The sequence below is a fragment of the Klebsiella sp. BIGb0132 genome, from assembly GCF_024810075.1.
Lineage (GTDB): Bacteria > Pseudomonadota > Gammaproteobacteria > Enterobacterales > Enterobacteriaceae > Klebsiella > Klebsiella terrigena.
This window is the reverse complement of sequence record NZ_JANUDW010000008.1, coordinates 75,543-97,267: the sequence shown is the minus strand read 5'-3', so window position 1 is coordinate 97,267 and position 21,725 is coordinate 75,543. Positions and strand designations below refer to the sequence as shown.

Annotated in this window: 28 protein-coding genes and 2 pseudogenes; 21 read left to right on the top strand and 9 right to left on the bottom strand. The window is 52.9% G+C overall.

Annotated elements, in window-relative coordinates:
- Window positions 1-28: 28 nt before the first annotated feature.
- The 7 genes and pseudogenes from xisR to M2416_RS20115 all read right to left on the bottom strand — a co-directional run.
- Window positions 29-280, bottom strand: coding sequence for an excisionase family protein (gene xisR / locus M2416_RS20145; protein WP_154144727.1), 252 nt, complete (start codon window positions 278-280; stop codon window positions 29-31).
- Between the two features lie 2 nt (window positions 281-282).
- Entirely contained in the window at window positions 283-501 is a 219-nt protein-coding gene (locus M2416_RS20140) for a TraR/DksA family transcriptional regulator (RefSeq protein ID WP_259226417.1), read from the bottom strand.
- Window positions 498-1,127, bottom strand: coding sequence for an ASCH domain-containing protein (locus M2416_RS20135; protein WP_259226416.1), 630 nt, complete (start codon window positions 1,125-1,127; stop codon window positions 498-500). Before M2416_RS20135 ends, M2416_RS20140 begins: the two co-directional genes overlap by 4 nt.
- Window positions 1,124-1,346 (bottom strand): annotated as a pseudogene (locus tag M2416_RS20130) (hypothetical protein). The gene M2416_RS20135 and the pseudogene M2416_RS20130 overlap by 4 nt, the downstream one beginning before the upstream one ends.
- Window positions 1,343-2,419, bottom strand: coding sequence for a DNA cytosine methyltransferase (locus M2416_RS20125; RefSeq protein ID WP_259226415.1), 1,077 nt, complete (start codon window positions 2,417-2,419; stop codon window positions 1,343-1,345). Before M2416_RS20125 ends, M2416_RS20130 begins: the two are co-directional and overlap by 4 nt.
- Entirely contained in the window at window positions 2,416-3,075 is a 660-nt protein-coding gene (locus M2416_RS20120; protein WP_259226414.1) for an MT-A70 family methyltransferase, read from the bottom strand. Before M2416_RS20120 ends, M2416_RS20125 begins: the two co-directional genes overlap by 4 nt.
- Window positions 3,072-3,161, bottom strand: a pseudogene (locus M2416_RS20115) (DUF1317 family protein); the annotation flags it as partial. The gene M2416_RS20120 and the pseudogene M2416_RS20115, both read right to left, overlap by 4 nt.
- Window positions 3,162-3,175: 14 nt before the next feature.
- Between M2416_RS20115 and M2416_RS20110 the strand changes: the two are divergent.
- The 13 genes from M2416_RS20110 (at window position 3,176) to M2416_RS20050 (ending at window position 12,080) form a co-directional block, all read left to right on the top strand.
- Window positions 3,176-4,075, top strand: coding sequence for a phage minor head protein (locus tag M2416_RS20110; RefSeq protein ID WP_259226413.1), 900 nt, complete (start codon window positions 3,176-3,178; stop codon window positions 4,073-4,075).
- Between the two features lie 40 nt (window positions 4,076-4,115).
- Entirely contained in the window at window positions 4,116-4,628 is a 513-nt protein-coding gene (locus M2416_RS20105; RefSeq protein WP_259226412.1) for a hypothetical protein, read from the top strand.
- Between the two features lie 72 nt (window positions 4,629-4,700).
- Window positions 4,701-6,086 carry a DUF2213 domain-containing protein gene (locus M2416_RS20100; protein WP_259226411.1) on the top strand — a complete coding sequence of 462 codons (1,386 nt, stop codon included), beginning with the start codon at window positions 4,701-4,703 and terminating at the stop codon, window positions 6,084-6,086.
- 3 nt (window positions 6,087-6,089) lie between these two features.
- Window positions 6,090-6,521 carry a hypothetical protein gene (locus tag M2416_RS20095; RefSeq protein WP_032688532.1) on the top strand — a complete coding sequence of 144 codons (432 nt, stop codon included), beginning with the start codon at window positions 6,090-6,092 and terminating at the stop codon, window positions 6,519-6,521.
- An 11-nt stretch (window positions 6,522-6,532) separates the two neighbouring features.
- Entirely contained in the window at window positions 6,533-7,615 is a 1,083-nt protein-coding gene (locus M2416_RS20090; RefSeq protein ID WP_259226410.1) for a major capsid protein, read from the top strand.
- A gap of 10 nt (window positions 7,616-7,625) precedes the next feature.
- Window positions 7,626-7,892 (top strand): hypothetical protein, encoded by a 267-nt coding sequence (locus M2416_RS20085; RefSeq protein ID WP_259226409.1) that lies wholly within the window; start codon window positions 7,626-7,628, stop codon window positions 7,890-7,892.
- 2 nt (window positions 7,893-7,894) lie between these two features.
- A complete protein-coding gene (locus M2416_RS20080; protein WP_159874011.1) occupies window positions 7,895-8,275 on the top strand; it encodes a DUF7370 family protein in 381 nt (126 codons plus the stop codon).
- A gap of 172 nt (window positions 8,276-8,447) precedes the next feature.
- The gene (locus M2416_RS20075; RefSeq protein ID WP_259226408.1) at window positions 8,448-8,795 is read left to right on the top strand and encodes a hypothetical protein; all 348 of its coding nucleotides are present in this window, start codon (window positions 8,448-8,450) and stop codon (window positions 8,793-8,795) included.
- A 2-nt stretch (window positions 8,796-8,797) separates the two neighbouring features.
- Entirely contained in the window at window positions 8,798-9,238 is a 441-nt protein-coding gene (locus M2416_RS20070; protein ID WP_259226407.1) for an HK97 gp10 family phage protein, read from the top strand.
- Window positions 9,235-9,624, top strand: a complete 390-nt coding sequence (locus M2416_RS20065; RefSeq protein WP_259226406.1) for a phage tail termination protein — start codon at window positions 9,235-9,237, stop codon at window positions 9,622-9,624. Before M2416_RS20070 ends, M2416_RS20065 begins: the two co-directional genes overlap by 4 nt.
- Window positions 9,625-9,691: 67 nt before the next feature.
- Window positions 9,692-10,444 (top strand): Ig-like domain-containing protein, encoded by a 753-nt coding sequence (locus M2416_RS20060; RefSeq protein WP_259226405.1) that lies wholly within the window; start codon window positions 9,692-9,694, stop codon window positions 10,442-10,444.
- A 50-nt stretch (window positions 10,445-10,494) separates the two neighbouring features.
- Window positions 10,495-11,199 carry a DUF6246 family protein gene (locus tag M2416_RS20055; protein ID WP_259226404.1) on the top strand — a complete coding sequence of 235 codons (705 nt, stop codon included), beginning with the start codon at window positions 10,495-10,497 and terminating at the stop codon, window positions 11,197-11,199.
- A 308-nt stretch (window positions 11,200-11,507) separates the two neighbouring features.
- Window positions 11,508-12,080, top strand: a complete 573-nt coding sequence (locus M2416_RS20050) for a Panacea domain-containing protein (protein WP_259226403.1) — start codon at window positions 11,508-11,510, stop codon at window positions 12,078-12,080.
- A 495-nt stretch (window positions 12,081-12,575) separates the two neighbouring features.
- On the opposite strand, the gene M2416_RS20045 is transcribed toward M2416_RS20050, so the two are convergent.
- Window positions 12,576-13,046 carry a hypothetical protein gene (locus M2416_RS20045; protein WP_259226402.1) on the bottom strand — a complete coding sequence of 157 codons (471 nt, stop codon included), beginning with the start codon at window positions 13,044-13,046 and terminating at the stop codon, window positions 12,576-12,578.
- Window positions 13,047-13,188: 142 nt separating this feature from the next.
- On the opposite strand from M2416_RS20045, the gene M2416_RS20040 reads away from it, so the two are divergent.
- Genes M2416_RS20040 through M2416_RS20025 form a run of 4 tightly spaced genes read left to right on the top strand, consistent with a single transcriptional unit; the run spans window position 13,189 to window position 17,478 of the window.
- Window positions 13,189-13,593, top strand: coding sequence for a hypothetical protein (locus tag M2416_RS20040; protein WP_259226401.1), 405 nt, complete (start codon window positions 13,189-13,191; stop codon window positions 13,591-13,593).
- A 55-nt stretch (window positions 13,594-13,648) separates the two neighbouring features.
- Window positions 13,649-16,957, top strand: coding sequence for a tape measure protein (locus tag M2416_RS20035; RefSeq protein WP_259226400.1), 3,309 nt, complete (start codon window positions 13,649-13,651; stop codon window positions 16,955-16,957).
- Window positions 16,958-17,017: 60 nt separating this feature from the next.
- Window positions 17,018-17,260 (top strand): DUF4282 domain-containing protein, encoded by a 243-nt coding sequence (locus M2416_RS20030; protein WP_259226399.1) that lies wholly within the window; start codon window positions 17,018-17,020, stop codon window positions 17,258-17,260.
- Window positions 17,261-17,298: 38 nt separating this feature from the next.
- On the top strand, window positions 17,299-17,478 hold the full coding sequence (locus M2416_RS20025) for an immunoglobulin domain-containing family protein (protein ID WP_259226398.1): 180 nt from the start codon (window positions 17,299-17,301) through the stop codon (window positions 17,476-17,478).
- Here the strand turns inward: M2416_RS20025 and M2416_RS20020 are convergent.
- Complete coding sequence (locus M2416_RS20020; protein ID WP_259226486.1) at window positions 17,455-17,694, bottom strand: DUF1883 domain-containing protein; 240 nt, start codon at window positions 17,692-17,694, stop codon at window positions 17,455-17,457. The genes M2416_RS20025 and M2416_RS20020 overlap by 24 nt on opposite strands.
- Window positions 17,695-17,834: 140 nt before the next feature.
- Here M2416_RS20020 and M2416_RS20015 point away from each other — a divergent pair, with 140 nt between their 5' ends.
- From M2416_RS20015 to M2416_RS20000, 4 genes are read left to right on the top strand one after another with little or no spacing between them, the layout of a single operon-like run.
- On the top strand, window positions 17,835-18,311 hold the full coding sequence (locus M2416_RS20015) for a hypothetical protein (protein WP_185939854.1): 477 nt from the start codon (window positions 17,835-17,837) through the stop codon (window positions 18,309-18,311).
- Window positions 18,311-18,781 carry a hypothetical protein gene (locus M2416_RS20010; protein WP_259226397.1) on the top strand — a complete coding sequence of 157 codons (471 nt, stop codon included), beginning with the start codon at window positions 18,311-18,313 and terminating at the stop codon, window positions 18,779-18,781. The genes M2416_RS20015 and M2416_RS20010 overlap by 1 nt, the downstream gene beginning before the upstream one ends.
- Window positions 18,778-19,173 (top strand): NlpC/P60 family protein, encoded by a 396-nt coding sequence (locus tag M2416_RS20005; protein ID WP_183114280.1) that lies wholly within the window; start codon window positions 18,778-18,780, stop codon window positions 19,171-19,173. Before M2416_RS20010 ends, M2416_RS20005 begins: the two co-directional genes overlap by 4 nt.
- The gene (locus M2416_RS20000) at window positions 19,160-21,643 is read left to right on the top strand and encodes a host specificity factor TipJ family phage tail protein (RefSeq protein ID WP_259226396.1); all 2,484 of its coding nucleotides are present in this window, start codon (window positions 19,160-19,162) and stop codon (window positions 21,641-21,643) included. Before M2416_RS20005 ends, M2416_RS20000 begins: the two co-directional genes overlap by 14 nt.
- Window positions 21,644-21,725 lie beyond the last annotated feature (82 nt).

Genomic DNA, 21,725 nt, shown 5'->3' with positions numbered 1-21,725 from the left:
TTCCTCGTTGGTTGAAAGGAAAGGGTATTTAAACAGATTGCTTTCGTGGTTTCGCCGGCTTCTGTCTCTCGATCCACATATCGATTTCATCAATGTTGTAAAAACATGGGCTGTTGTCCCAGGGTTCGCAGTCGAAGGACACGTGACGATATTCCTTCCCTTCGAGAAAGGTGTTTTCACGAGCCTTTTTTAGCGTTCCCTTTTTGATTCCCTTCATGGCGATCAGCTGGTCTTCAGCAACCCATTTCCCGGGGGAAACAATCACAACAACTTCACCCATAATCACCTCCGATGCTTGCCGCGTTCTTCAGCCACTTCCTGACACTCCGCGCAGCGCTGACACCCCGCCACTGCCTCCCGACGCCTTTCTGGTATTCCTTCCCCGCAATCCACACAATGAGTAGCCGAAACTGCGTTATGGTCGATGCGCATGTTCTGGATGGTCATTTCCAGCCGGCGCTCTGCCAGCTCGTTGGCCTGATCAATGATTTCTGCGCTCATGCTGCACCGCCTTCTATGCGTTTGAACTCGATCACCCAAACCCACGGGTTGGCCTTCCAGCTTTCGGCGCCGTAGATTGATTCCCATAGGTAGCTAAAGTGCCCAATTGCGGTTGGCCTGCCAGTCATGTTGTGGTCGGCGATGCAGTCATAATTGTCTTGAGATTCAGCCAGCCTATCGGCGTCTATACCCTCTCTCATGGCATCCTCTTCGCTGATAGCGTTCAGCCTTTCAGCGCGCACATCGGTGATTTCCAGCAGAATGCGGCTGGCCCAGCGCGGCATGTGGATTGATGGTGCCCACTTGGCAGTGCAAACTGTTTCCTTGCGCATCTCATCAATCCAGTCGTGGTCTGCGCGATAGGTGAGGAGTCCACCATATTTATTCCATGTTTCACGCACCCAGATGCGATCGCCTGGCTTGCCGTGCGGGCAAAAATGAGCAGTGGTGCTTCCATGCTTGTGTTTAAGAGAGGATATCCAGCCAATTGCATCCGGGTTAGGGAAAACACCACGCTCAATGTCGTCTGCTGGCTGTGGCACCATAATCCGCCGCGTCTGCGTCTTCCGACCATCCAGCAGAGCCCGCACCATCTCCCCGTTAAAAATCATTCCGCGTTCTTTCATGATTCCACTCCATACCGCCCATTCATGCGGCCAATAACACTGACAAATTTCACCAGACTGACGCCCATAGGCCGGACCTTCTCGTAGTGCTTGCGAAGGATGGGGGGGGCATACAGCGTTCCACTTCGGTTTAGGCTTTGCGCTCATCGCTTTAGTGAGCTCTTCTGCGCAGCGACGGGCCTGGGCGCGGAGGATGTTTTCCTGTTCTTCTGGCGTCATGCGACCTCCATATAAGCGCGAATGAAAGCTGCTGCAGCCTGTGCGTTTATGGCGTTGCCGTAGCCCTTCAGGCGGCCGACACGGTTGCTGCTTGCCACTCTTGCCACCCCGGACTTGACTCGTCCCATACGTGCGGCAGCCCCATCAACCAGCGGGAATGTGCCGGGTTCAACTGGACGCCATTTGCCATCTCGACAAAAGAGCCAGTCCGCATCTCGCCAAAAACCGTTAACCTCAAGGGGCCGCATGCATGAACCGTCACGCCCAATTCGTTGTTCCAGCCTCGCCTCTCGGCCTCTATCTTCGCCCCCTCTAATGTTCTGGCTCCTTTCTGCGCATCGCTTGCTTTCGGGGACGGCCAGCCCGTCATGAACGCCTGGCGCGGCAACTGGTCCAGTCTGTCTTTCCCTTCTCGCTGCGCCGTCATGCCCGCTGAGTCCTTCCAGTCGCGCGACGTTGGCGTTACCCAGCCCGCCAATGCCGCTGCCCATCCGATTTTGTTCGGGGTTCCCCTTCCGTCCGAGCTCATTTGCACCGTTGTTGCATTGGTGATGTAGTTGACCTGTGGCGTTGGCCACCCAGTAGGCCCGCTCTCTGATATGCGGAGCACCGATGCTCGCTGACGTAAACGGCACAAGCCCGAAGGCGTAATCCATTCCTTCCAGGTCTGCTTGTACAAGGTCGAACCATGCATTTGCGTTACCAGCTGCAACCTGTTCGCCAAAGACATGCTGAGGTCTGAGATCGCTGATGAGATGGAAGAAGTGGGGCCAAAGGTGCCGCTCATCAGCAAACCCATCGCCTTTGCCTGCCGCGCTGAAAGGCTGGCACGGGCAGGAACCAGTCCAGACTGGGCGATCGTCAGGCCATCCGGCGAGGCGGAGTGAATGGGACCAGATGCCGATACCGGCGAAAAAGTGGCACTGGGTAAATCCTCTGAGGTCGTCAGGTGTGACATCTTCAATACTCCGTTCGTCAACTTCGCCCGGGGCGATGTGACCGCCGGCGATGAGGTTACGCAGCCACTGCGCCGCAAATGGATCGATTTCGTTGTAGTAAGCTGCCGCGCTCATGCTGCCTCCGTCTTCACAACGTCGATGGCGTAGCCGGGAATCAGCTCAACGGAAGCGGTGGTGCACTGATTGCCCCAGTGGATCCAGCCTGGTTCCGCGCTGCGACTGAATAACTCAATCCGCGGGACGTCGCCGTAGAGCAATTCCAGGCGGTGGCGCACTTCCCACGGCTTCTCGCTGTGCGCGCCGAGCGGGCTGTAAACTACCTGCTTGATGCTGGCGCTCATGCGTTCCAGTCCGGAGCCACAGGTGGCGATCAGCACGTCTTCGGTATTGGCGCGGGTGTGGTTACCACCGTTCATTCTCGTCTCGGCGTTCAGCAGGTCGAGGAAGTCGTAAAAGTCGGCAACATCTCCACCTTCCAGCTTCTTGTTAATGCGTAGCTCGGCCAGTTGATTCAGCTTTACCCAGGTGAAACCCTTCATCGTGCGAACCGTAAAGCCCCATGCTTCGGCCAGCTCGATTGCCTCCTGGTTGTGCGTGCCGGTGTACCACATCGCCAGCACTGCATTTTCAGCTGCAATCTCCCATACAGGCAGGCGCTTAAGGTCGATAAGCCGCATTGTTGAGTAGTGGTCTGCTGCGGCGCCGTTGCTGATCGTATTGCCGTACGACCAGGGCGGATCGGCATAAATCAGGGAGTATCGCTTGCTCATTGCGCACCTCTTTTCATTTCCAGCTCTTCAGCCAGTCGCTGAGCTTTTAGCGGGTTGCTAACCACATCGCCCCACGCAATCAGCCATGCCGGTTAGCAAGATGTTTCAGGATACCGAAGGCCGGTATCTGGGTATTAAGCGCCGTTTGAAATCGCTGTTTGACCAGCGGCTGACTGGCCGGCAGCGTGAGGTTAACGGCGAGCGGTCATGGTTGATGTGCAATAACGAAGGTGCTGAGCCTTCGCTATATCAGGTGAATGCCGGCACCTACATTTACGACATGACGGCGGCGCAGCTGGCCGACCTCCTTCAGATTGTGCAAACGATACTGGACGATGCTCTGCTGGACGGAGGCAGCCAGAACCTCTGGGCGCTGGATTATGTCGCCGCAGAGTATGAGCGAGGAACGCAGCAGGCCTTCACGAATCTGTCGGTACAGTCGCCGGTATACGCCAGCCAGACGACGCTGCAGCAACTACTGTCCAGCCCGGCGTATCAGAATCAGATCGCCAGCGCTTACATCAGTACGTACAGCGACTGGAAAGGGATAAGCGATGCCGCACGCGCTGATCTCGCTAACGTAATTGCCGACGCGATAGGCCGCGGCATTAACCCCCGCGAAACAGCCAGTATCGTCAGTAAGCGCCTGGATGTTTCGATGTCACGAGCGAAGACTATCGCTCAGACAGAGCAGGTCGGCGCGCTGCGGCAGGCACAATGGAACGAAACGGACTGGGCGGCCGACAGGCTGGGGCTGAAGACCGGTCTACTGTGGCTGTCAGCGCTCAAGCCGACGACGCGCAGCTGGCATGCCAGCCGTCACGGCAGGGTTTACACCACCGAGCAGGTGCGAAACTTCTACGCCGAGAACGGCAACCAGTACAACTGCTATTGCAGCCAGATTCCGGTGCTGCTTAATGACGAAGGCAGCATTTTTAACGAAGGGTTAGCTAATAAGCTGGAGAAAGAGCGTGATCAATGGAAAGCAGATTCCAATTAGTGCTTAATAGCATCATCATAATTTTCATGGAATCAAGCTGATGAGTATTACCCCACAAGAAGTTGGCTCTTTTTTTCTAACTCTTGTTGTTCCGATTACAACAGGAGTTGTTGCCGCCTGGTTTACTGCTAACTTTGCTTTAAATCGCTTCTATCATGAGAAATGGTGGGAGAAGAAACACTCATCCTATAACCAGTTAATTGATAATTTATTTGAAATCAAAGCTATATATAAAAAAGCAAATCATTTTTACGAAAGATGCTACAAAGCCCAAAGGAATAATATGCCGGAACCAGAGGGCGATTTTGACTGGCGTAGGTTTTATGAAGTGAGCGCGCAAATTCATCGATTCTACGCTATAGCACCTATCTCCCTTAGCCCTAATACTCGCCTGCTACTGGCTAACTTCTTTAAGAATGAGTCAGATTCTGATTACAGCGTTTATGAAGAAGGCTACCCTGATTTCGTTGCGTACGATGACATGGCCAGGGCCACACAAAATCTTATTGATGCGATAGTTCTTGATGCTAAAACTGAGCTTAAATTCAAATAAATCTAACTGAGTAAAAACAGGTCGCCACGGCGGCTTTTTTTATTGCCCTAAATCCACCACTGAGGACCCAGCATGAAACGCAACCGCGTTAATGTGCTGACCGTCGTCAACTCCGCTTCAAACATCACCACTGAAACCATCGACGGCAAGCCACATATCGTGGTTCGCGGCATCACGCCTGTCGTGGACGATATTGTGATGAACCGGAAGTTGTACCCGGCAGCAGAAATCGAAAAGGCCTACAACACGCTTGAGCGTAACCCAATGCCGCTGGGCCATCCGAAGGTGGACGGCAAGCACGTTTCCGCGCGCGATGTCCGGGCGGTGAATAACTACCATGTCGGCGCATGGCTACAGAACGTCAGCCACAAAGACGGAAAGCTCAGTGGTGATATGTATGTTGATCGCCAGTACGCGGAGTCGAGTGAGAAGGGCAAGCGCCTTGTTAATCGACTTGATGAGATGGCCGCCGGCACCAACACGGACCCTGTTCATATCTCTACCGGGCTGCTGTATTCCGGCATAGCCGCCAACGGCGAATCGAAGGGTAAGAAGTACAACGAAATTGTCACCAACATGGTTTTCGACCATACAGCTGTCTTGCTCGACGAGCCCGGCGCGGGAACACCAGGCGAAGGCGTTGGGATCTTCGTTAACTCGGAAGGTGAAGAGCAGCAGATCGAAGTGGCAAGCCTGGCTGATGCCGCCGACTGCACCCGCGAAGGGCTGCTGAACAAAACCCGATTCTTCTTCACCAACGCCTCGAATTTCTCTTTCGACGATATTCAGCGCGCTATCAGCGACAAGCTTCGCGAAGGTCGTGCTGATGATAACTGGCTCTGGCCCGAATCGGTATGGCCAGACAACTTCATCTACCGCGATGAAGCCAAATATTTCAAACAGAAGTACCTCATCGATGACGACGGCAAAGCCGTGTTCGTCGGCGAACCACTCGAAGTCGTGCGCAAACCCATTGAGTACGAGATTAAAACCAACGGAGAGAACGATCCGATGAAAGAACTGATTATCAATGCGCTGCAGGCCGCTGGTAAGCCGACTGAAGGCAAGTCCGACGCCGAGCTGATGGATGCTTACAACCAGATGAAGGCCGATGAAGCCACCGCTAAGAAAGCAGGTGAAGAAGAAATCGACCCCGCCACCGGCAAGCCCAAGAAGAAAGAGCAGGCTGCCAATAACGAAGAGATGCCTGCCTGGGCGCAGAAACTCGCTGATCGCGTGGACACCGTCGTTAACAGCCTGAACGCTAACGCCGACAAAGAGAAAGGCGAAAAGCGCGTGGCTGTTAAAGCGAAGTTTGGCCTGGATGACCTCGCTGTAAACGCTCTTGACGGTGCCGCCCTTGATGGCCTGTTTGCTCAGTGCCAGACCTCTACCGGCCTGAATGGTGCATTCCGCCAGGTCAATAACAACGATTCATTCAGCGACATGCCGGAGTAAAAAATGGCTAAAGATGGAAAGCACGTAATTCACGCCGGTGGCGTATTCCCTAATCCGCTGCTCAACCGCGAAGGTGCGGCGGCGGCGGCTACCAAGCCGGGTATCGTTGGCTTCTTCTCGGCTGGTAAATTTACAGCATCGGTTGATGGCGATGAGGAGGCGATCCTCTACGTAGCTGATTTCGACTACCTCCGCTGCCAGACAGTTGATGACGCCATCCCGATTAACGAACTGGTAGTGGGCATTCATCCGATGCAGGGCATGTTCTTGAACGTGCGTGCCGCGGCGGGAACCTACAAAAAAGGCCAGCCGCTGTCTATCGCAAACGGGCAGGTTAAGGCTCATGCCACTGGCGAGTCAATTCGCGCATATGTCGAAGAAGACAAGGCGTACACCGTTGTTGCCGGCGATCTGCTGCGCGTCGTTATCAAGTAAGGAGCACCTGAATGCTTGTATTTTCTCGCTCTATCGGTGAACGCACCGGTAACCTCGAAGTCAACCAGGCTCAGTTCCGTGAACTGCAGACGGCGCGTAACATGAGTGCCCAAGCCGTGGCCGACTTCATCGCGCGCGCTCGCTTTGGCGATAACGGGCACATTGATGCCGTGAACGCGGTAGATGACATTCGCCGCTTGTACCGCGCTTATGACCAAACTGTTCTGGCCCAGTTTGAGCCGAACACTGAGTTCACTCTGTTCAACGATCTGATGCCGTTGTCACGGTCTGTTCGTCTCGAAGAGTCGGTGTACGAATACGCTCGTACCGGCGGTCGCGGCTGGGCGCACACTTCTATGTCCGGCCAGATTGGTGCGGCGCTGGATGCTCGCGCGTATACCTTCGACGGCACCATGGTTCCGGTGCATGACTCAGGCTTTAAGTTCCATTGGCGCGACCCGATTTTCAACAAGGGTTCTGCTCTCGCATCACTGTCTGACGCGCAAAGAGGTTCAGTCGATGATGTCCGCCGTAAGATCGTGGACTACATGTTCAACGGCTTCCGCGACTCTGAAGGCAACTTCGTGACCTTTGACGGTAAAACGTGGAAAGGTCTCAAGGCTGATGACCGTGTTGGCCTAGTCGATCTCGGCGCTTCCGGCTTGAACATCAACTTCGCAACCAGCACCGATCCTGACGCTATGCGCAAAGGCGCTATCGCTCTTCGCGATGTGCTGAAGCTTCAGAATTATCAGTATGGCCAGCAGACGTGGTACGTCTCCAGCGGAATTATGTCGAACTGGGAACAGTACTTCGACACCCAGAACAAGACCCGAACTGTCCTGGACGAAATCCTGAGGCTCTCCGGTATCGCTGCCGTGAAAGAAGATGCTCAGTTGACTGGAAACCAGATCCTTGTGGTTCCTCTCGCTGCAGGTGTGATTGCGCCGGTTACCGGCCAGGCCGTTGGCACTGTTGCTGACCCACGTCAGTTTTACAACAGCGATTACATCTGGCGTACCTGGGGCGCGATGGGCCTGATGGTTAAGCAGGATATCAACCTGAAACATGGCGTGCTCTTCGCGAGCAGCTAAGGAGAAGTGAATGGCACTGGTAAAAGTAACGGGTAACAACCTGTTCACTGGTGTCAATCTCCGCAAGCTGGAGGTTGGCGCGCAGGTTTCGGTAAGCGGTGATGTCGCTAAGCGTTGGGCGGCCGCGGGTCTGGTTGAAATCATTAGTGATGACGATCAGGTGCTGGAAGTGGCGACACCGGGCGATGATTCTGCAGAGCAGGCAGAGCAGGCAGAGCAGGCAGAGCAGGCAGAGCAGCAGGATGAATCTGCCGCTAAATCGAAGAAGGCGAAATAACCATGGCTGACCCAATCACGGCGGCAGACGTGCAGGCGTTCCTCGGTGAATTGGGTTATGCCATTCCCGGCGCGCTGCTGGACCCGATCCTTTGCATGGTGAACAAGATTATCCCGTGCCTCGACGGCGCGGGGTATGACGACTGCAGCGCAAAACTCATCCTGATGTATGCCGCAGCGCTCATGGCGACGTCTTCCGGTGCCCGGCGAATCAAATCGCAGGGGGCGCCATCAGGGGCGTCGCGCTCGTTCGACTACGGCGAGGACGGGATTACCTGGCTACGTGACTCGCTGGCCCGGCTTGATACCAGCGGCTGCACCAGTGAGCTGCCTATAAGCGCCGGTAACAGCGTGGGCCTATTTCTGGTCGTTGGTGGCTGCTGATGGCCTGGATTTCAGTGCAGCAGCGGCTGCCGCGCACGTTCGCCCGGGTGTGGGTCATGACCGATACCGGCGAACAAACCACGGCTTACGTTAACTGCGCGGGACAGTGGATGATTAACTGCCCTCGCATACAGGCTACAGGCGCAATCGTGCTGCGATGGAGGGAATAGGTATGTCATCGGTAGCCAACTGGTCTTACACCGCGACGGCGACAATCTGGCGCAATCTCGGTAACGATGAATACGGTGACTCGCTCGGCTTCTCGGCCCCTGAGTCAATCCTCTGTGATTATGAAGGTGGCCTGTCTAAGCGTATCGGCAGTCTCGGTTCTGAAATCGTCGTGAAGAATACCGTCTGGTCTGAATATGCGCTGGCAGCGGCAGGTGATTATCTGCTGATTGGTCAGTCAGCTGAAGCCGACCCGATTACCGCCGGCGCCGATGAGGTGCGACAGGTTATTCGCTATGCAGATACGTTCGAGCGCATTGCTGATGATTTTGCGATTCTGACGGGAGTATAGATATGGGCGTGAAGGTGCGGGGAGTAGAGCAAGCCAAAGCGAATCTGGAGCGTATCATTCAAGATGTGTGCGGGAGAAAGGTTGTCAGAGCCATACAATCTGCACTGATTTTAGGCAGCACCAGGGCGGCATATTACACGCCCATTGACACTTCAACGCTTCTGAATAGCCAGTTCCGGGAAATTAATGTCAACGGCACGAAAGTTACAGGAAGGGTAGGATACTCTGCCAACTACGCTGCTTTTGTGCACGATATGCCTGGTAAGTTAAAAGGACAGCCGCGCGCTCATTTCGGAAAGACGAGAGACGGTACCGAATTTGGCGGAGGCACAGGGAAGGGCAATTATTGGGCCCCGCATGGCGAACCTCAATTCCTTAAGAAGGGATTTGACGAAGAGCGCGATGCGATTGATGCGGTTATCAAGAAGGAGTTATCGCTGTGAACCCTCCCATGCATAAACGTGTTCGCAACTTCCTCGTTGATGCCGGGCTAACCGCTGGGTACACCGTTCAATCTCTGGCGTGGACCGATACCGGAAAACTGGCTGATCGGTTCATCGTGTTCCGGCCCAACGGCGGGTCGGCAGTAGACCGTGATATGGCAGCTGATTACTACGTTCTGGTTGATGTGATCACCGGGAAATCTTCTGGTGACTACGCCAAATCAGAAACCGATGTGCAGTCCATCATCGACTACGTGAAGCAGAACCCGATGACAAATCGCTGCCTCGGACAGATATCTAACCTGGGCGGCATCCCGTCGCCAGTAATGACTGCCGAAGGGCGCATGGTGTGGCGCCTGCAATTCGCCTGCCTCTTCGGCGGGTAGCACTAACCAAATCACACAAGGTCGCCTGGAGCGGCCTTTTTTATTATCTGAAGTGAGGTAAGCAACGATGCAAGGCTGCTCCAATAACGAACAACTGATCGGTCGCGCTAAGACTCTGGAACTGGCTTACGGATGTGCTGACCAGGTTCCGGCGGAAGGTGGCTGGAAGCTCATGGGCCTGCCGACAACAGCTACATGGGATTTGAGTCCAGAGGCGCTGACGTCCGATGCCGATAACGGTGGGTTTAGCTCAAACCTGATCGCCAGCCTGGACCCTACATACTCCATTGAAGGTGAGGTTCGAGTTAAGGACCGCACAGACGAGTTCGGCGTTCAGCAATTTGTTAAGTACATCGTCGACGAAGTCCGTGCGCGTCGTCAGCCAGCAGTATGGATGCGATTCCACTGGGGTGATTACTACCACATTGGCTATATGGTTCCGACCGGGACCAGTGATGGCGGCGGAGTTAAGGAGATCGTCACCTACAGCTTTGAGTTCAAGCTGGCAGATGGCAACACCTTCCAGATCACCGAAGCTGATGATGGCATCCCGGTAACTGGTGTGACCGTTGCTCCGACTACCAGCACCATAGCTGCGGGTGCGAGTACTACCTTCGATGTGACGATTGCGCCAACTGATGCTGATGACAAAGTTTTCACCGTGTCATCTTCAGTTCCAGCGCGTGCGACCGTGGCGTTTTCCGGCAATACGGTCACCGTATCCGCACCGTCCGGCGCGACCGCCGGCACCGCGGTTATTACGGTAACCACAGACGATGGCTCGTTCACTGCAACCCACACCGTAACAGTCACCGTGTAGGCAAACCAAAGGGCAGAGTTTCTGCCCTTGATTTTGTTTATGGGGGAAAGATGACACCAGTTAAAGAGTTTGGCGAATGCCTGATTTCCGCCGGGGGAAATGATTATTTCTTCCGCCCGTCACTGTTAGCCATGTCGAGAATTGGTGAGCCTGGCGAAATAGTTCAGGTGTTCCATGACCTATACACCGATGAGGCTACACCATTCCTGCAGCGTGCCGTAGAGGCCTATCTGCATAATGAATATGACCGTTTCCCCGTTTGCGTCACACGATTCATCCAAAGCGGATTACTTACTCGTAAAGTGATAATGGCCGCGCATACAGTGCTTTCAGCCTGTTGTGATAACGATACTGGCGATCTGATTGGCTGGATGAAGAAAGGTAAAGGACGAAAACGCGGATTTGTATGGCGGCCAGGGGCTATGCCGGCACAGGAAATGGTTATCGTGGCGCAAAGCCTCATCATGCACGGCATTATCGGCAAAGCGAAGGTGCGTAAACTGCAGCGGCATGAGACCAGCGATACTACGAGCGAATTTCGGGCGCCAGATTACATCATCGCAGCGCGTAACCACTTTGGAATCAGCAAGGAAGAGGCCGGGCAGCTCACTATGACCGAGTTTCAGCTAATGCTCATCGCTAAATACCCTGAGCAGAAAGGGTTTACGAAGGAAGAGTACGACAGCGCAGCTGATGACTTCTTTGCACGGCGCAAGCGTCGGCAGGCGATGATGGATAAAGAGAGGAAAAGATAGCCTGTTTTGATGTTCTTCTATCGTGAGTAAGGGATAGAAGGACAAAACGTGCTATGACCTACAAAAACAAAGTGTTCATAGGCATGCCTAAAACGAAGCCAAAAGCGCTACAGGAGACGAAGATTTGAGACGCATCCTGGTACACGGTGATTTTGGGTGTTTTTGGGCGATTTCTAAGGCCATTCTGGGTGCGATAGATTCAACCAAAGGTTGAAGGATTACCTTTGAGGTAATACACTCAGAGGCAATAAAAAGATGTTTGATTATCGCTTATCCGGTCTATTTTCTGTAAGTAATTGAGGTTCAATATGTTTAGCGAAGAAAAAGTAGCTCAGATGGCTGCTTACCTGCTACTTAAACGCGGCGGGCGCATGGCATATCTGAAGCTAATGAAGTTGCTCTACTTGGCAAATCGACAGTCTATGATTCGTCATGGCCGCATGATGGGTGAAGATCGCCTTTATTCAATGCGCCATGGGCCAGTGATGTCGACAACTCTTGATTTGATTCGCGGTAAATCCGATATCAAAGGAGAGTATTGGTATCATCTTATTAAGACAAATAGCCATGATGTAGCTTTGTGTGCAGACCCTCGCGAGATGGATGTTGATGAAGTCTTTGATGAGCTAAGCAGAGCAGACATACGAATTCTTGATGAAATATATGCTCAATACGGGCATATGAATAGATTTGAGTTGCGTGACATGACGCACCTGAGAAATGTATGCCCTGAATGGCATGATCCCGGTAACTCCCGTACACCTATTGATGTGCGAGAGATTTTCCTTAATGAAGGAAAATCACCAGAAGAAGCAGAAAACATTATCAGGAGCATGTGTGAATCGCAGCAACTTAAGGAGTTTTCTTCTCAATTGTCATGAGCACATTACAGCCATATAGAAAAGGAACGGTTTTGGCTCCAAGTGGGCCATGTAATCACCTTCATGTGATATGCAACGACCCCGTTTATTATCCGATAAACGACTGTTACTGCATTTTGGTTGTTAATGTATCTAGCATTAAGCCAGGCGTGCCTCATGATAATGCGTGCGTACTTAATCCGGGTGATCATGTTTTTATTCATCACCCTAGCTATATCGTATACGCAGAAGCTGTTATTTGGCGTGTTGATAACGTTGAGAAAAAGTACGCGGCAGGTGAGATAACAGCACACGATGACATGCCTGAGGCTGCATTTGAGAGAGTTCTCTCAGGTTTTGATATTTCCGAACAGGCAAAACCTAAGCACATAAAGTTCAAGGAAAGGTATTGCACTACCGAGCAGCTAATCGATCAACCGGAACCACCTGATGAGAGTACCGGTACCTGAATAATCTAACCCGCCCTCCGGCGGGTTTGTGCTTTATGGTATCTGCTCACTTCCCAAGTAGCGCTGATAATCCTGCGGTAGTCACAGCTTGTACCACGGCTTTAAGGGCTTCCGTCGACATTTCGCCGAGGGTTGATTTGGCATTTTCCTTCTGCTCATCGTTCATGTTTGAAATTGCAATGAGGTCCTCTAGGACGACAACAGCATCACGATGAAACTTGATTGTCTGGACGTTTAGAATGGCAGATAGCCCGCCATCGTCTCTGACAAAATCTATCCCCTTTGATGTAATTCTTAAGTGTGCTGGCATTACCTCGAACAAACCAAGTCGTAGTTCTTTGATATTTGTAGTTATTAACTCGTGGTCTTGTAGATACAATAAATTGGCTTCTATGTTTTTTCCTTCGCCAAATTGTACAGAAAAATCATTGTAATCAGATTGTGACATTCCTTGTGGCGAAGTCCTGTAAAGCGACATTAAAAAATTGTACTGAAGCTTTCTATCATACTTGTCCATTAAAAATCCCTTGTTATCTGGTTAGATCATACAACCTACCCTGGAAGCGCACCGCCTAACATCCTGATAAACGATCAGGTGGTTTTGTCGTTCCCCCGCATCCCTGCTAATCTGTCGAAAACAAACCAATGGGGATAGGGATATGAGGAAGATTTTATTGGCAGCGGTTTTAGCCGCGTCGTCGTTTGTTATTGCTGGATGCGCACCAAAGCCACCTTCTCAAGTGGCAATATCAACTGCAAATTACGGCACCTTGCCGACTGATTATCAGCAGCAAATTAAAAATCACATGACATCCATTCTGAAAGACCCGGAGTCAGCTAGATATACGTTTGAGCCTCCATTCAAAGGTTATTCGCAAGATGGCTCCCTTTCTTCAACGGGTGGTGGTGTAACGTATGGTCAAGTCGTTGGTGTGCAGGTCAATGCCAAAAACAGTTATGGTGGTTACACAGGAAATCAGCTTTATGTGTTCATGTTCGCCAATGGCGTCATGTACGACTCTACGGCAAACTTTCAATATGGCCGTGTAAAGCGAGCACCTTAAAGATAAATAATAACAACCTCGCTCCGGCGGGGTTTTTTATTGCCCGGAGAAAGGTATGGCAGAGAATGCTGGCAGCATTTATTACGACATTGAGATGGATGTGCAAGGTCTTCTGACTGCGCAGCAGCGTGTAAATCAGCGCCTCGACCTGATGGAACGCGGCTTTGACGGAACGACCCGCGCCGTTAACAATACTGAGCGCTCAATGTCCAGTTTGTCAGGCGCGGCGGTTGCTTTAACCGCAGCGCTTTCTGTTAAACAGGTGGCTGACTATGCGGATGCCTGGGCGACAGTAAATAACAAACTATCCAACTCACTACGCCCAAACGAACAGTTGGTAGACGTAACCCAGCGCGTCTTTGATATTACCCAGCAAACCAGAGGAAGTCTTGACGCCACCGCTTCGCTATATGCTCGGCTGGAAAGGGCTACCCGGCAATATGGAACAAGCGCTGCTGACCTATCCAAGTTGACCACGATCATCAACCAAGGGTTCGTTGTATCAGGTGCCACGGCGCAAGAGGCCGAGAACGCTATTATTCAGTTGTCGCAAGGGCTTGCTTCTGGAGCCTTGCGCGGCGAGGAATTCAACTCTGTAAACGAGCAGGGTAACCGGCTGATTGTTGCGCTCGCGGACTCCATGGGCGTTAGCATCGGTCAAATGAGGAATATGGCCGCGCAGGGAAAATTGACGACGGACGTAGTCGTTAATGGTCTCCTTTCTCAAGGCGCGGTGATTGGGAAAGAATTTGCCAACACGACTACCACGATCAGCCAGGCGCTTCAGGTTGCGGGTAATAACGTCACCAAATTCTTTGGTGAAAACTCAACTGTTAAAACTGGCGCTGCGATCTTTAATGACGCAGTAGTTAGTGCCAGTGAAAACATTGGCGTGCTTAGTGCTGCATTGACGGTTGCCGCAGGGGTAATGGGTAGTCGTTATCTTGGCGCCTTAACTATGTCTGCCGCGGCTCAGGTTCAGTCAGCGCTTGCCTCACAGAGGCAGGCGGCCGCTAGCAATCAGGCTGCACAGTCGGCATTAGTTGCTGCTAATTCTGTACAGAGAAAAGCCGTGGCTGATAAAGAGGCGGCATTATCTGCATTGGCATTAGCGCAAGCCGAATATAACGTTGCGAAAGGCAGCGCAGCTGAAATGCTAGCCATGGATGCACTGGTAGCAGCAAAAACACGAGCTAGCGTCGCTTCTTTGTCGCTTGTGCAAGCGGAGAACGCTCAAGCCGTGGCATCTACTCGTGCTGCAGTAGCTGCAAGAGCAGCGTCAGTGGGCATGGGTCTAGCCCGTAGTGCCTTATCTTTGATAGGTGGACCCGCGGGTGCGGCAATGCTAGCCGCTGCTGCTATTTTCTATTTTTGGCAGAAGGCAGAGCAAGCTAAAGAAGAGGCACTCCGCTTTGCTGATAGCCTGGACAAAGTAAATGCATCGATGAAAGCGATGAACAACACTCAACTGAGTGGGACCATCGCCGATGCGAACAAGTCCATTCGTGCACAAAAAGATGAAATATCCGACCTTCAAGGAGAGGTTGAGGCACTCAGTTCGCGCTACAGTAATTTCACGCCTGAGGTTCAGGCGGTAGCGGAATCACTGGGTCAGGGGGCTGACTTTGCTCGCCAGCAATCTGAAGTGGCTGATCAGCTCGCCCAGAAAACACGCGACCTTTCTAACGCGCAAGATAAGCTTTCGCGGACTCAGGACACTGCGGCGGAGGCAACCAGGACCCTTACAAACAACATGCTCACCTCAATGGGGGTGCATGATGGGCTTATTCAAAAAGGCTGGTCTCTTGAGCAGGTTCAGGGGGCAGTTGCAAAGGCGTTCGGGAACACTGCAGACGAAATAAACCGAGCCAACCAAGCGGGGCAGAATTTCAACCCTAAAGCTCTGCAGGTGTCACCGCCAACGGCCGACGGCGACAAGGTAATTCTGAATCTTGAGGAGCAGAATGAGCTTCTAAAAATTCAGGATGAGCGCCAAAGATCAGTAACGAAGGCAAGAATGCAGGCCGCGAAGGTTACTGATAATCCAAATCAGATTTCCAAGGCAGGAAGCCTGGCTGGTGAGAACTACGATCTGCAAAAAGCGGAAGAAGCTCGGCGGGAAGCTCAACGCAAGGGCGAGAAACAAGATAAAAGTTCAGCAGCTACCTCCGATACTGTTTCTTCAGCCTTGTCTCGTCAATCTGCTGCAATCGCACGGCTTAATACTGGTTACGCAGATGGAACGCTTGAGCTGGCAAAGTACGATGCAGCAAAAGCACTTGGCAGCAGAGCGACACAGCAGCAGATTGCTGAAGCAGAGCGTAATGCTGAGGCTGAATGGAAGCTTCTAAAAGCAAAAGAAGCAGTAGCTAAATCAGAGAAAGATAAGCAATCAGCACAGTCGAACTTTAAAAATCTCAGAGGGCAAGCATCGCCGGTCAGCGGGGTAGACAATCAGTTCCAGCTACAGATGGAGCAACTTAATCAGTATGCCATCCTATATCCGCAGAAAATCGCGGAGGCTGAAGCAGTTCGTGCATCAATAGAAACGCAATATCGCCAGCAAAGGCTCGTTGCTATGTGGGATGAATGGGCTCAGCAGAATGCGGCAACTCAGGCCACATCCGCTGCATTTGATGGGCTTGCAAGCAGTGCCAGCAATGCCTTTACTGGCATCATTACTGGAAGCATGTCCTCCGCAGAAGCTCTTCGCTCCATTGGGAATACCATATTAAACGACGTCATCAACACCTTCGTTCAGATGGGGGTGCAACAGGCTAAATCCGCAATTATGGGGGCAACAGCTCAGAATGCGGCGATCGCTACCACGACCGCGGCGCAGGTAGGGGGCCTTGCAACCACCACAGCCGCGAGTACAGCTTCTGCTGGCACGACAATGGCGGCCTGGCTTCCTGCTGCTCTGGTCGCGTCTGTGGGCTCGTTTGGTGCTGCGGCTATCATTGGTGGGGCTGCACTGGTTGGGGCGTTTGCTTTGTCTAAGACTCTCGCGGGTGGAAGGAAAAACGGCGGTCCTGTATCGGCCGGCTCGATGTACCAGGTAGGTGAGGGCGGTATGCCTGAAATCTACAAGGCCAGTAACGGAAGTCAGTACATGATCCCCGGTGATAACGGTTCTGTCATCAGTAATAAGGATTTGCGTGGTTCTGGCGGAGGCGGGGCACTGCAGGTGACCAATAACGTCTACAACTACGCCAGCGGCGTGCAGGTTGACACTCGCAGCACTCAAAACGGTAGCGAGCTGTTGATTGAAACGTTTGTTACTGATCTGCAGAGCGGTGGGCCCATGTCGAGCGAGATGGAATCGACCTTTGGCCTCCGCCGGCAAGCATCAGGTGCTTATTAATAATTTTCAAAACTGATTATCATCGCCCCTCAATTTGCATGGGTATGTGAAGGTTTGTTCATGATTGGTTTTGATAAATTAATTACGCCAAAAATTATATCGGCTCTTTATGGCCTGACTTTGGTGGCATTACTTGCAGCAGCAGTGTTCTGTGCGTTAGCGGGTGATGTTTCAAAGGCAACATTGGCTGTCATTATGGCGTTGTTCAGCAGGATATTTTTTGAAGGGATCATGGTGGTATTCAAAAACAATGAGTACCTGAGGCGTATCGCTGAGGCCCTAGAGAAAGGTAAGACTCTATAACCAAACCCGCCCCGGCGGGTTTTTTAATGGGTGGGATTATGAAAGTAGCGATCGAAGTAAACGGCGAGGTTATCTGGTACCGCGATAGCGAGACACTGGAGGGTATGGCGTCGTTGGGCTATTTGAAGGACGGCACGCAGCAGAAAATCATTGCCGCCCTTGAGGAGGCGTTATTCCAGGCGAAAGGACAGATGCTATTGCCCGATTACGTTGATTGAATATCTGAAAGTAGCGCGATGTCCAGCGGGGAGGGCTAGGACGACATTCCAGTTACCGGAATGCGGCACCGCAATGTTGGCAGGAAATTGTTTATAGAACCCGCCATAGACTTTGCAGCTTTCACCTCTCTTGTATCGGTTATAAGCAGCGTCATCCATAACAAGGACGTTGATTTGGTGGGAGCATTGAACAGAAACTATTGAGCCGCCATCCATGTAATACCTGCCGTGTTCGTAAGACATATGACCTCTCTTGCTGTGCGTGAAAAACACACAGTATCAGTAGGAAATATTTAGCAACATCCTGATAAACGATCAGTGCCGCAGCCGCGGCTTTTTTTATGCCCGGAGGAAACGTGGCAACAGTTTCATACCCGGATATGCTGCCGCTTCCTCAGCGCGCAGATCAGAACATGACGCAGGATACGGCGTGGCAGACGACGCAGCCGGCAGTCGGGCCTGTCATCTTCACGCCACTAACCACCGACCTTAAATCGACCTGGTCTCTGCAGTGGAAATTCACGCTGCAGCAGGCCGAGCGGTTTAAATCGTGGCTCCGCTCACCGACGTACTGCGACCGTGGCCGTAACTGGTTCCAGATGCGGATTGACCTCGGCGATACGCAGGGCGTGCAGCTGCAGACCCTGCATTTCATCAGCATGCCGGTACAGACCAGTAAAAACGGCAATATCGTCATCTGGACCGCCAGCGTCATTTGCAACGGTATCGAGGACATCACTGAGGACTACGACGACTGGATCGTCGAGGCGCCAGAGAACTACGGCTACTGGCTGGATTATCTGGTCACTGCCGTTATGCCGAGGGCTGATTAATGCCGACTTTACGAGAGTGGAAAGAGCGCCGGCCGGCGAGCGATATCAAACAGACCGTCGAGTTTTATCACCCGGCGTTCGGTTACTACCGCGTGGTCAATAAGCTGTTTCGTGAAGCGTCGTTTGGCGGGAACCTTTACCAGCCCGCGGCATTCGACATCACCGAGCCCACACAAAACGGGTCGGCCATCATCACGATGGCTATCACGTTCCTGCAGGGCGCCGAGGACGTCAGGAACACACTGAAGAACTGGACGGGCGCCGGTCGCATGACGCCCATAACCTGCAAATACCAGCAATGGAATGCGATCGGCGACGCTACGCCGATGAAGACCTGGTCGTTGTTTGTGAAGGACGTCGGTGCCGACGGCAGCAACGTCACGGTGAACTCTGGCAAGACCAACCCGCTGACGCTGGCCAACCCCATCATTTACACCACGAAAGACTATCCTGGGCTGATTACCGTATGACACAGAGCGAATTTATCGGGCTGGTTAATGGCAAGCCCTGGGCTAACCGCGCCTGCACTTTCGACGAGCTGGATTGCTGGGGGCTCGTGGTTTTGTATTACCGGCACGTGCTCGGCCTTGAGCTCCACCACGTCGCCGGCTACGAATCCGGCTCAGACTTCATCACCTGCTACGAAGAGGAACTCGAACACTGGCGCCGGGTTCCGGTGCCGGTTTCCGGCTGCCTTGCGGTGTTCTATTACGGCAATCAGCCGGCGCACGTCGGCGTAATGATTAATCCGGGGAAATGCCTGCACTCACGCGGCGAGTTCGGTTTTGTCCGCATGGACAGCGCCGTCATCCTTCAGAAAATCTATAACAAAGTGGAGTATCTGGTGCATGGTTCGATATGAGCTGCAGCGCCTGCCGGGCGCACCTAAGCAACGCGGAACGGAAGAGCCTGGCACTCAACTGATCGCCTTGCTCGACAAGCTGAAGCTGCATAACAACGTCGTGGTTCGCCTCAACGGTCGCAAACTGGATGATGATTTTGACCTGTCCTATCCGCTGCTCGCTGGCGATGCTGTTTCGGTATTTGACCAGCCCGAGGGTGGTGGGCTGATAAAAACTCTGCTCAACCCGGTGGAGCATCTCAACCCGATCCGTTTTACCAAAAAGGTAATGTCGGGGATAACCGGCCAGCAGAACGCCTCTTCACCTTCGGTATCAACCGGTGAATCACCAAACAACGACGCAACGGGGCAAACTAACCGCGCGCGCCTTTATAGGGGGAAACCGAATATATACGGCCAGTGCCGGGTATTCCCTGATCTGATTCAGCAGGCGCTGTTTGAGTTTATCGACAACAACAAATTTATCACCGAGTGGTTTGAGGTCGGCTACGGGAAATACACCATTTCCTCTGTGCGCTACTCAGAATCGAACCTCGGCAGCCTGGCTGGCGCCAGCTACCAGACGTTTGACCCGGGGGTGACGATCGGGACCATAGATGTTGGGTACCAGTTTGACGACGTCGATAACGAAGAGGTCCCGGGGCTGAACGAGAGTGAGGATTTCCCGGCCCAGACCGCGACAACTATAGCGCCGACGGAGATGGTGATAGAGAGCAACCAGCTCAAGGCGACGGTGCTCTCGAACGATGACAACTTCACATACTTCGCCGCACTGGCCGTTCCGCACCCGGTGACGTTCGTGATTAATGCGACCTGGAATGCCGGCGGCAGCCCAGTGACCCGTAACGTGACCGGCAGCGGGAATATCGTTTATTCGGAAAGCTTCATCGGGACGGATACTCTTTCATACACCACGTTTTATCTCGGTGACATGACGGGGGAGATCACCACACTGCCGGCTGACGCAACCATCAACCTGACGCTGTTCACTCTGAACGACCAGACGCCGCTGGTGATTGGCCCGTCGGTTTCACCATTGGTGTCTTCGCAGGTATGGGTTCACGTCATGGTGCAGCTCGGCGCAACAGCTGGTACATCACGTTATCGGATCCGGTTCTGGCAAGTTGACGACAGCAACAACCAGATCCCTGGAACTGCGGAGCAGTATGATTACTTCTTCGACAACGATTTTCAGGTGACCACGAGATATTTTCGCACCTCGCACAAATACACACCGGCCGCCGGCGCCGGGCGTTACGCTGTGACGATTGAGCGCCTGGATAACAGCAACGATGGTAACGTCGTGACACTGATGGCGATCCATGCGGTGAATGTGCGCGAAAATGTGGTTTACCCAGACGACACTATTGCCAAAGTCACCATTAAGGGGCCGAACAACAGCAACAGTAACCGCGAACAGAAATACAACATGCTCGCGCAGCGCCACACCATCAGCTACGACCGCGCGACCGGCCTGATTGATTACACACTGCGCCCAAGCCGCTCGTTTGCCGACGCCGCTCTGCATGAGTGGATTGTTATCGGCAGGCAAGACGCATCGAGCATCGATATCGCTACGCTGTACGCGATCGCCGATTCAATAACGACTCCTGAGCTCGCATACTTCGATTACACCTTCTCGGATGAAAAGCTCTCCCTTGGCGAGCGTATCAAAACCATATGCAATGTGGCCCGCGTCGACGGGAACAACATCGGTGATGTGCTGACATTCTGGCGCGAGGAGAAAGTCGCGAATCCGGATGCGGTTTTCGCGCGCTCAAACATGTTCTGGGACGAGTATAAAGTTTCCTGGCAGATGTCACTCCCCGGCGGCTACGACGGAGTCACGGTAGATTATGTCGATCCGCTCACCAATAAAAAGTCGTACATCTATCTGCAGATTGACCAGAGCGGAATTGTCGAGGTTGGGGACGCAACTATTAACGCGCTGCAGATCAGCCTGGATGGCTCCCGCAATAAGGCGCAGGCGGAGGACAGAGCGTGGCTTGAGGCACGCCGCATTATGCTCTCGCGCGTCGGAATGACGGTGAAAGTGCTGGAATCGACGCAGGTTATCCGCGGTGCGGTGGTGCAGTGCCCGGACATGTACAACAATAAGCAGCAGAATGGCTATATCACTGGGCGCATCGGGGATGTGTTCAGTACATCTGAGCGCATCGATTTTACCCTCGGCGATATGTGGGTGGTGATGACGGATAGCCTCGGGAATTACCGCGGCCGCTGGCGCGCATACCCCGTAACCGGCAAGCCTAAAGCATTTCAGGCTGCAGCTGACGCTTTCGACCTGAACATTTACGACAGAACGACGGTGCAGAACGCCAGTCGCTACTTCATCGCAACCAGCACAGAGCTTAACTCAACCATCTGGCGCGTTGAAACAGCCAAACCCAATGGCGACGACACCCAGACGCTGACCCTCTCTGAATATTCAGACTCGATTTATCCGTAACGCACAGCAGTAATAATTAACCTTCGCGCACACCATCAGATTAATTTCTGAGGGTTTCGTGCGCCTTTTATATAGGGCGACA

Bases quoted from the DNA above. Each gene is read 5' to 3' on its own strand.
- xisR (WP_154144727.1), bottom strand. From the start codon at position 280: ATGGGTGAAGTTGTTGTGATTGTTTCCCCCGGGAAATGGGTTGCTGAA.
- M2416_RS20140 (WP_259226417.1), bottom strand. From the start codon at position 501: ATGAGCGCAGAAATCATTGATCAGGCCAACGAGCTGGCAGAGCGCCGG.
- M2416_RS20135 (WP_259226416.1), bottom strand. From the start codon at position 1,127: ATGAAAGAACGCGGAATGATTTTTAACGGGGAGATGGTGCGGGCTCTG.
- M2416_RS20125 (WP_259226415.1), bottom strand. From the start codon at position 2,419: ATGAGCGCGGCAGCTTACTACAACGAAATCGATCCATTTGCGGCGCAG.
- M2416_RS20120 (WP_259226414.1), bottom strand. From the start codon at position 3,075: ATGAGCAAGCGATACTCCCTGATTTATGCCGATCCGCCCTGGTCGTAC.
- M2416_RS20110 (WP_259226413.1), top strand. From the start codon at position 3,176: ATGTTTCAGGATACCGAAGGCCGGTATCTGGGTATTAAGCGCCGTTTG.
- M2416_RS20105 (WP_259226412.1), top strand. From the start codon at position 4,116: ATGAGTATTACCCCACAAGAAGTTGGCTCTTTTTTTCTAACTCTTGTT.
- M2416_RS20100 (WP_259226411.1), top strand. From the start codon at position 4,701: ATGAAACGCAACCGCGTTAATGTGCTGACCGTCGTCAACTCCGCTTCA.
- M2416_RS20095 (WP_032688532.1), top strand. From the start codon at position 6,090: ATGGCTAAAGATGGAAAGCACGTAATTCACGCCGGTGGCGTATTCCCT.
- M2416_RS20090 (WP_259226410.1), top strand. From the start codon at position 6,533: ATGCTTGTATTTTCTCGCTCTATCGGTGAACGCACCGGTAACCTCGAA.
- M2416_RS20085 (WP_259226409.1), top strand. From the start codon at position 7,626: ATGGCACTGGTAAAAGTAACGGGTAACAACCTGTTCACTGGTGTCAAT.
- M2416_RS20080 (WP_159874011.1), top strand. From the start codon at position 7,895: ATGGCTGACCCAATCACGGCGGCAGACGTGCAGGCGTTCCTCGGTGAA.
- M2416_RS20075 (WP_259226408.1), top strand. From the start codon at position 8,448: ATGTCATCGGTAGCCAACTGGTCTTACACCGCGACGGCGACAATCTGG.
- M2416_RS20070 (WP_259226407.1), top strand. From the start codon at position 8,798: ATGGGCGTGAAGGTGCGGGGAGTAGAGCAAGCCAAAGCGAATCTGGAG.
- M2416_RS20060 (WP_259226405.1), top strand. From the start codon at position 9,692: ATGCAAGGCTGCTCCAATAACGAACAACTGATCGGTCGCGCTAAGACT.
- M2416_RS20055 (WP_259226404.1), top strand. From the start codon at position 10,495: ATGACACCAGTTAAAGAGTTTGGCGAATGCCTGATTTCCGCCGGGGGA.
- M2416_RS20050 (WP_259226403.1), top strand. From the start codon at position 11,508: ATGTTTAGCGAAGAAAAAGTAGCTCAGATGGCTGCTTACCTGCTACTT.
- M2416_RS20045 (WP_259226402.1), bottom strand. From the start codon at position 13,046: ATGGACAAGTATGATAGAAAGCTTCAGTACAATTTTTTAATGTCGCTT.
- M2416_RS20040 (WP_259226401.1), top strand. From the start codon at position 13,189: ATGAGGAAGATTTTATTGGCAGCGGTTTTAGCCGCGTCGTCGTTTGTT.
- M2416_RS20035 (WP_259226400.1), top strand. From the start codon at position 13,649: ATGGCAGAGAATGCTGGCAGCATTTATTACGACATTGAGATGGATGTG.
- M2416_RS20030 (WP_259226399.1), top strand. From the start codon at position 17,018: ATGATTGGTTTTGATAAATTAATTACGCCAAAAATTATATCGGCTCTT.
- M2416_RS20025 (WP_259226398.1), top strand. From the start codon at position 17,299: ATGAAAGTAGCGATCGAAGTAAACGGCGAGGTTATCTGGTACCGCGAT.
- M2416_RS20020 (WP_259226486.1), bottom strand. From the start codon at position 17,694: ATGGATGGCGGCTCAATAGTTTCTGTTCAATGCTCCCACCAAATCAAC.
- M2416_RS20010 (WP_259226397.1), top strand. From the start codon at position 18,311: ATGCCGACTTTACGAGAGTGGAAAGAGCGCCGGCCGGCGAGCGATATC.
- M2416_RS20005 (WP_183114280.1), top strand. From the start codon at position 18,778: ATGACACAGAGCGAATTTATCGGGCTGGTTAATGGCAAGCCCTGGGCT.
- M2416_RS20000 (WP_259226396.1), top strand. From the start codon at position 19,160: ATGGTTCGATATGAGCTGCAGCGCCTGCCGGGCGCACCTAAGCAACGC.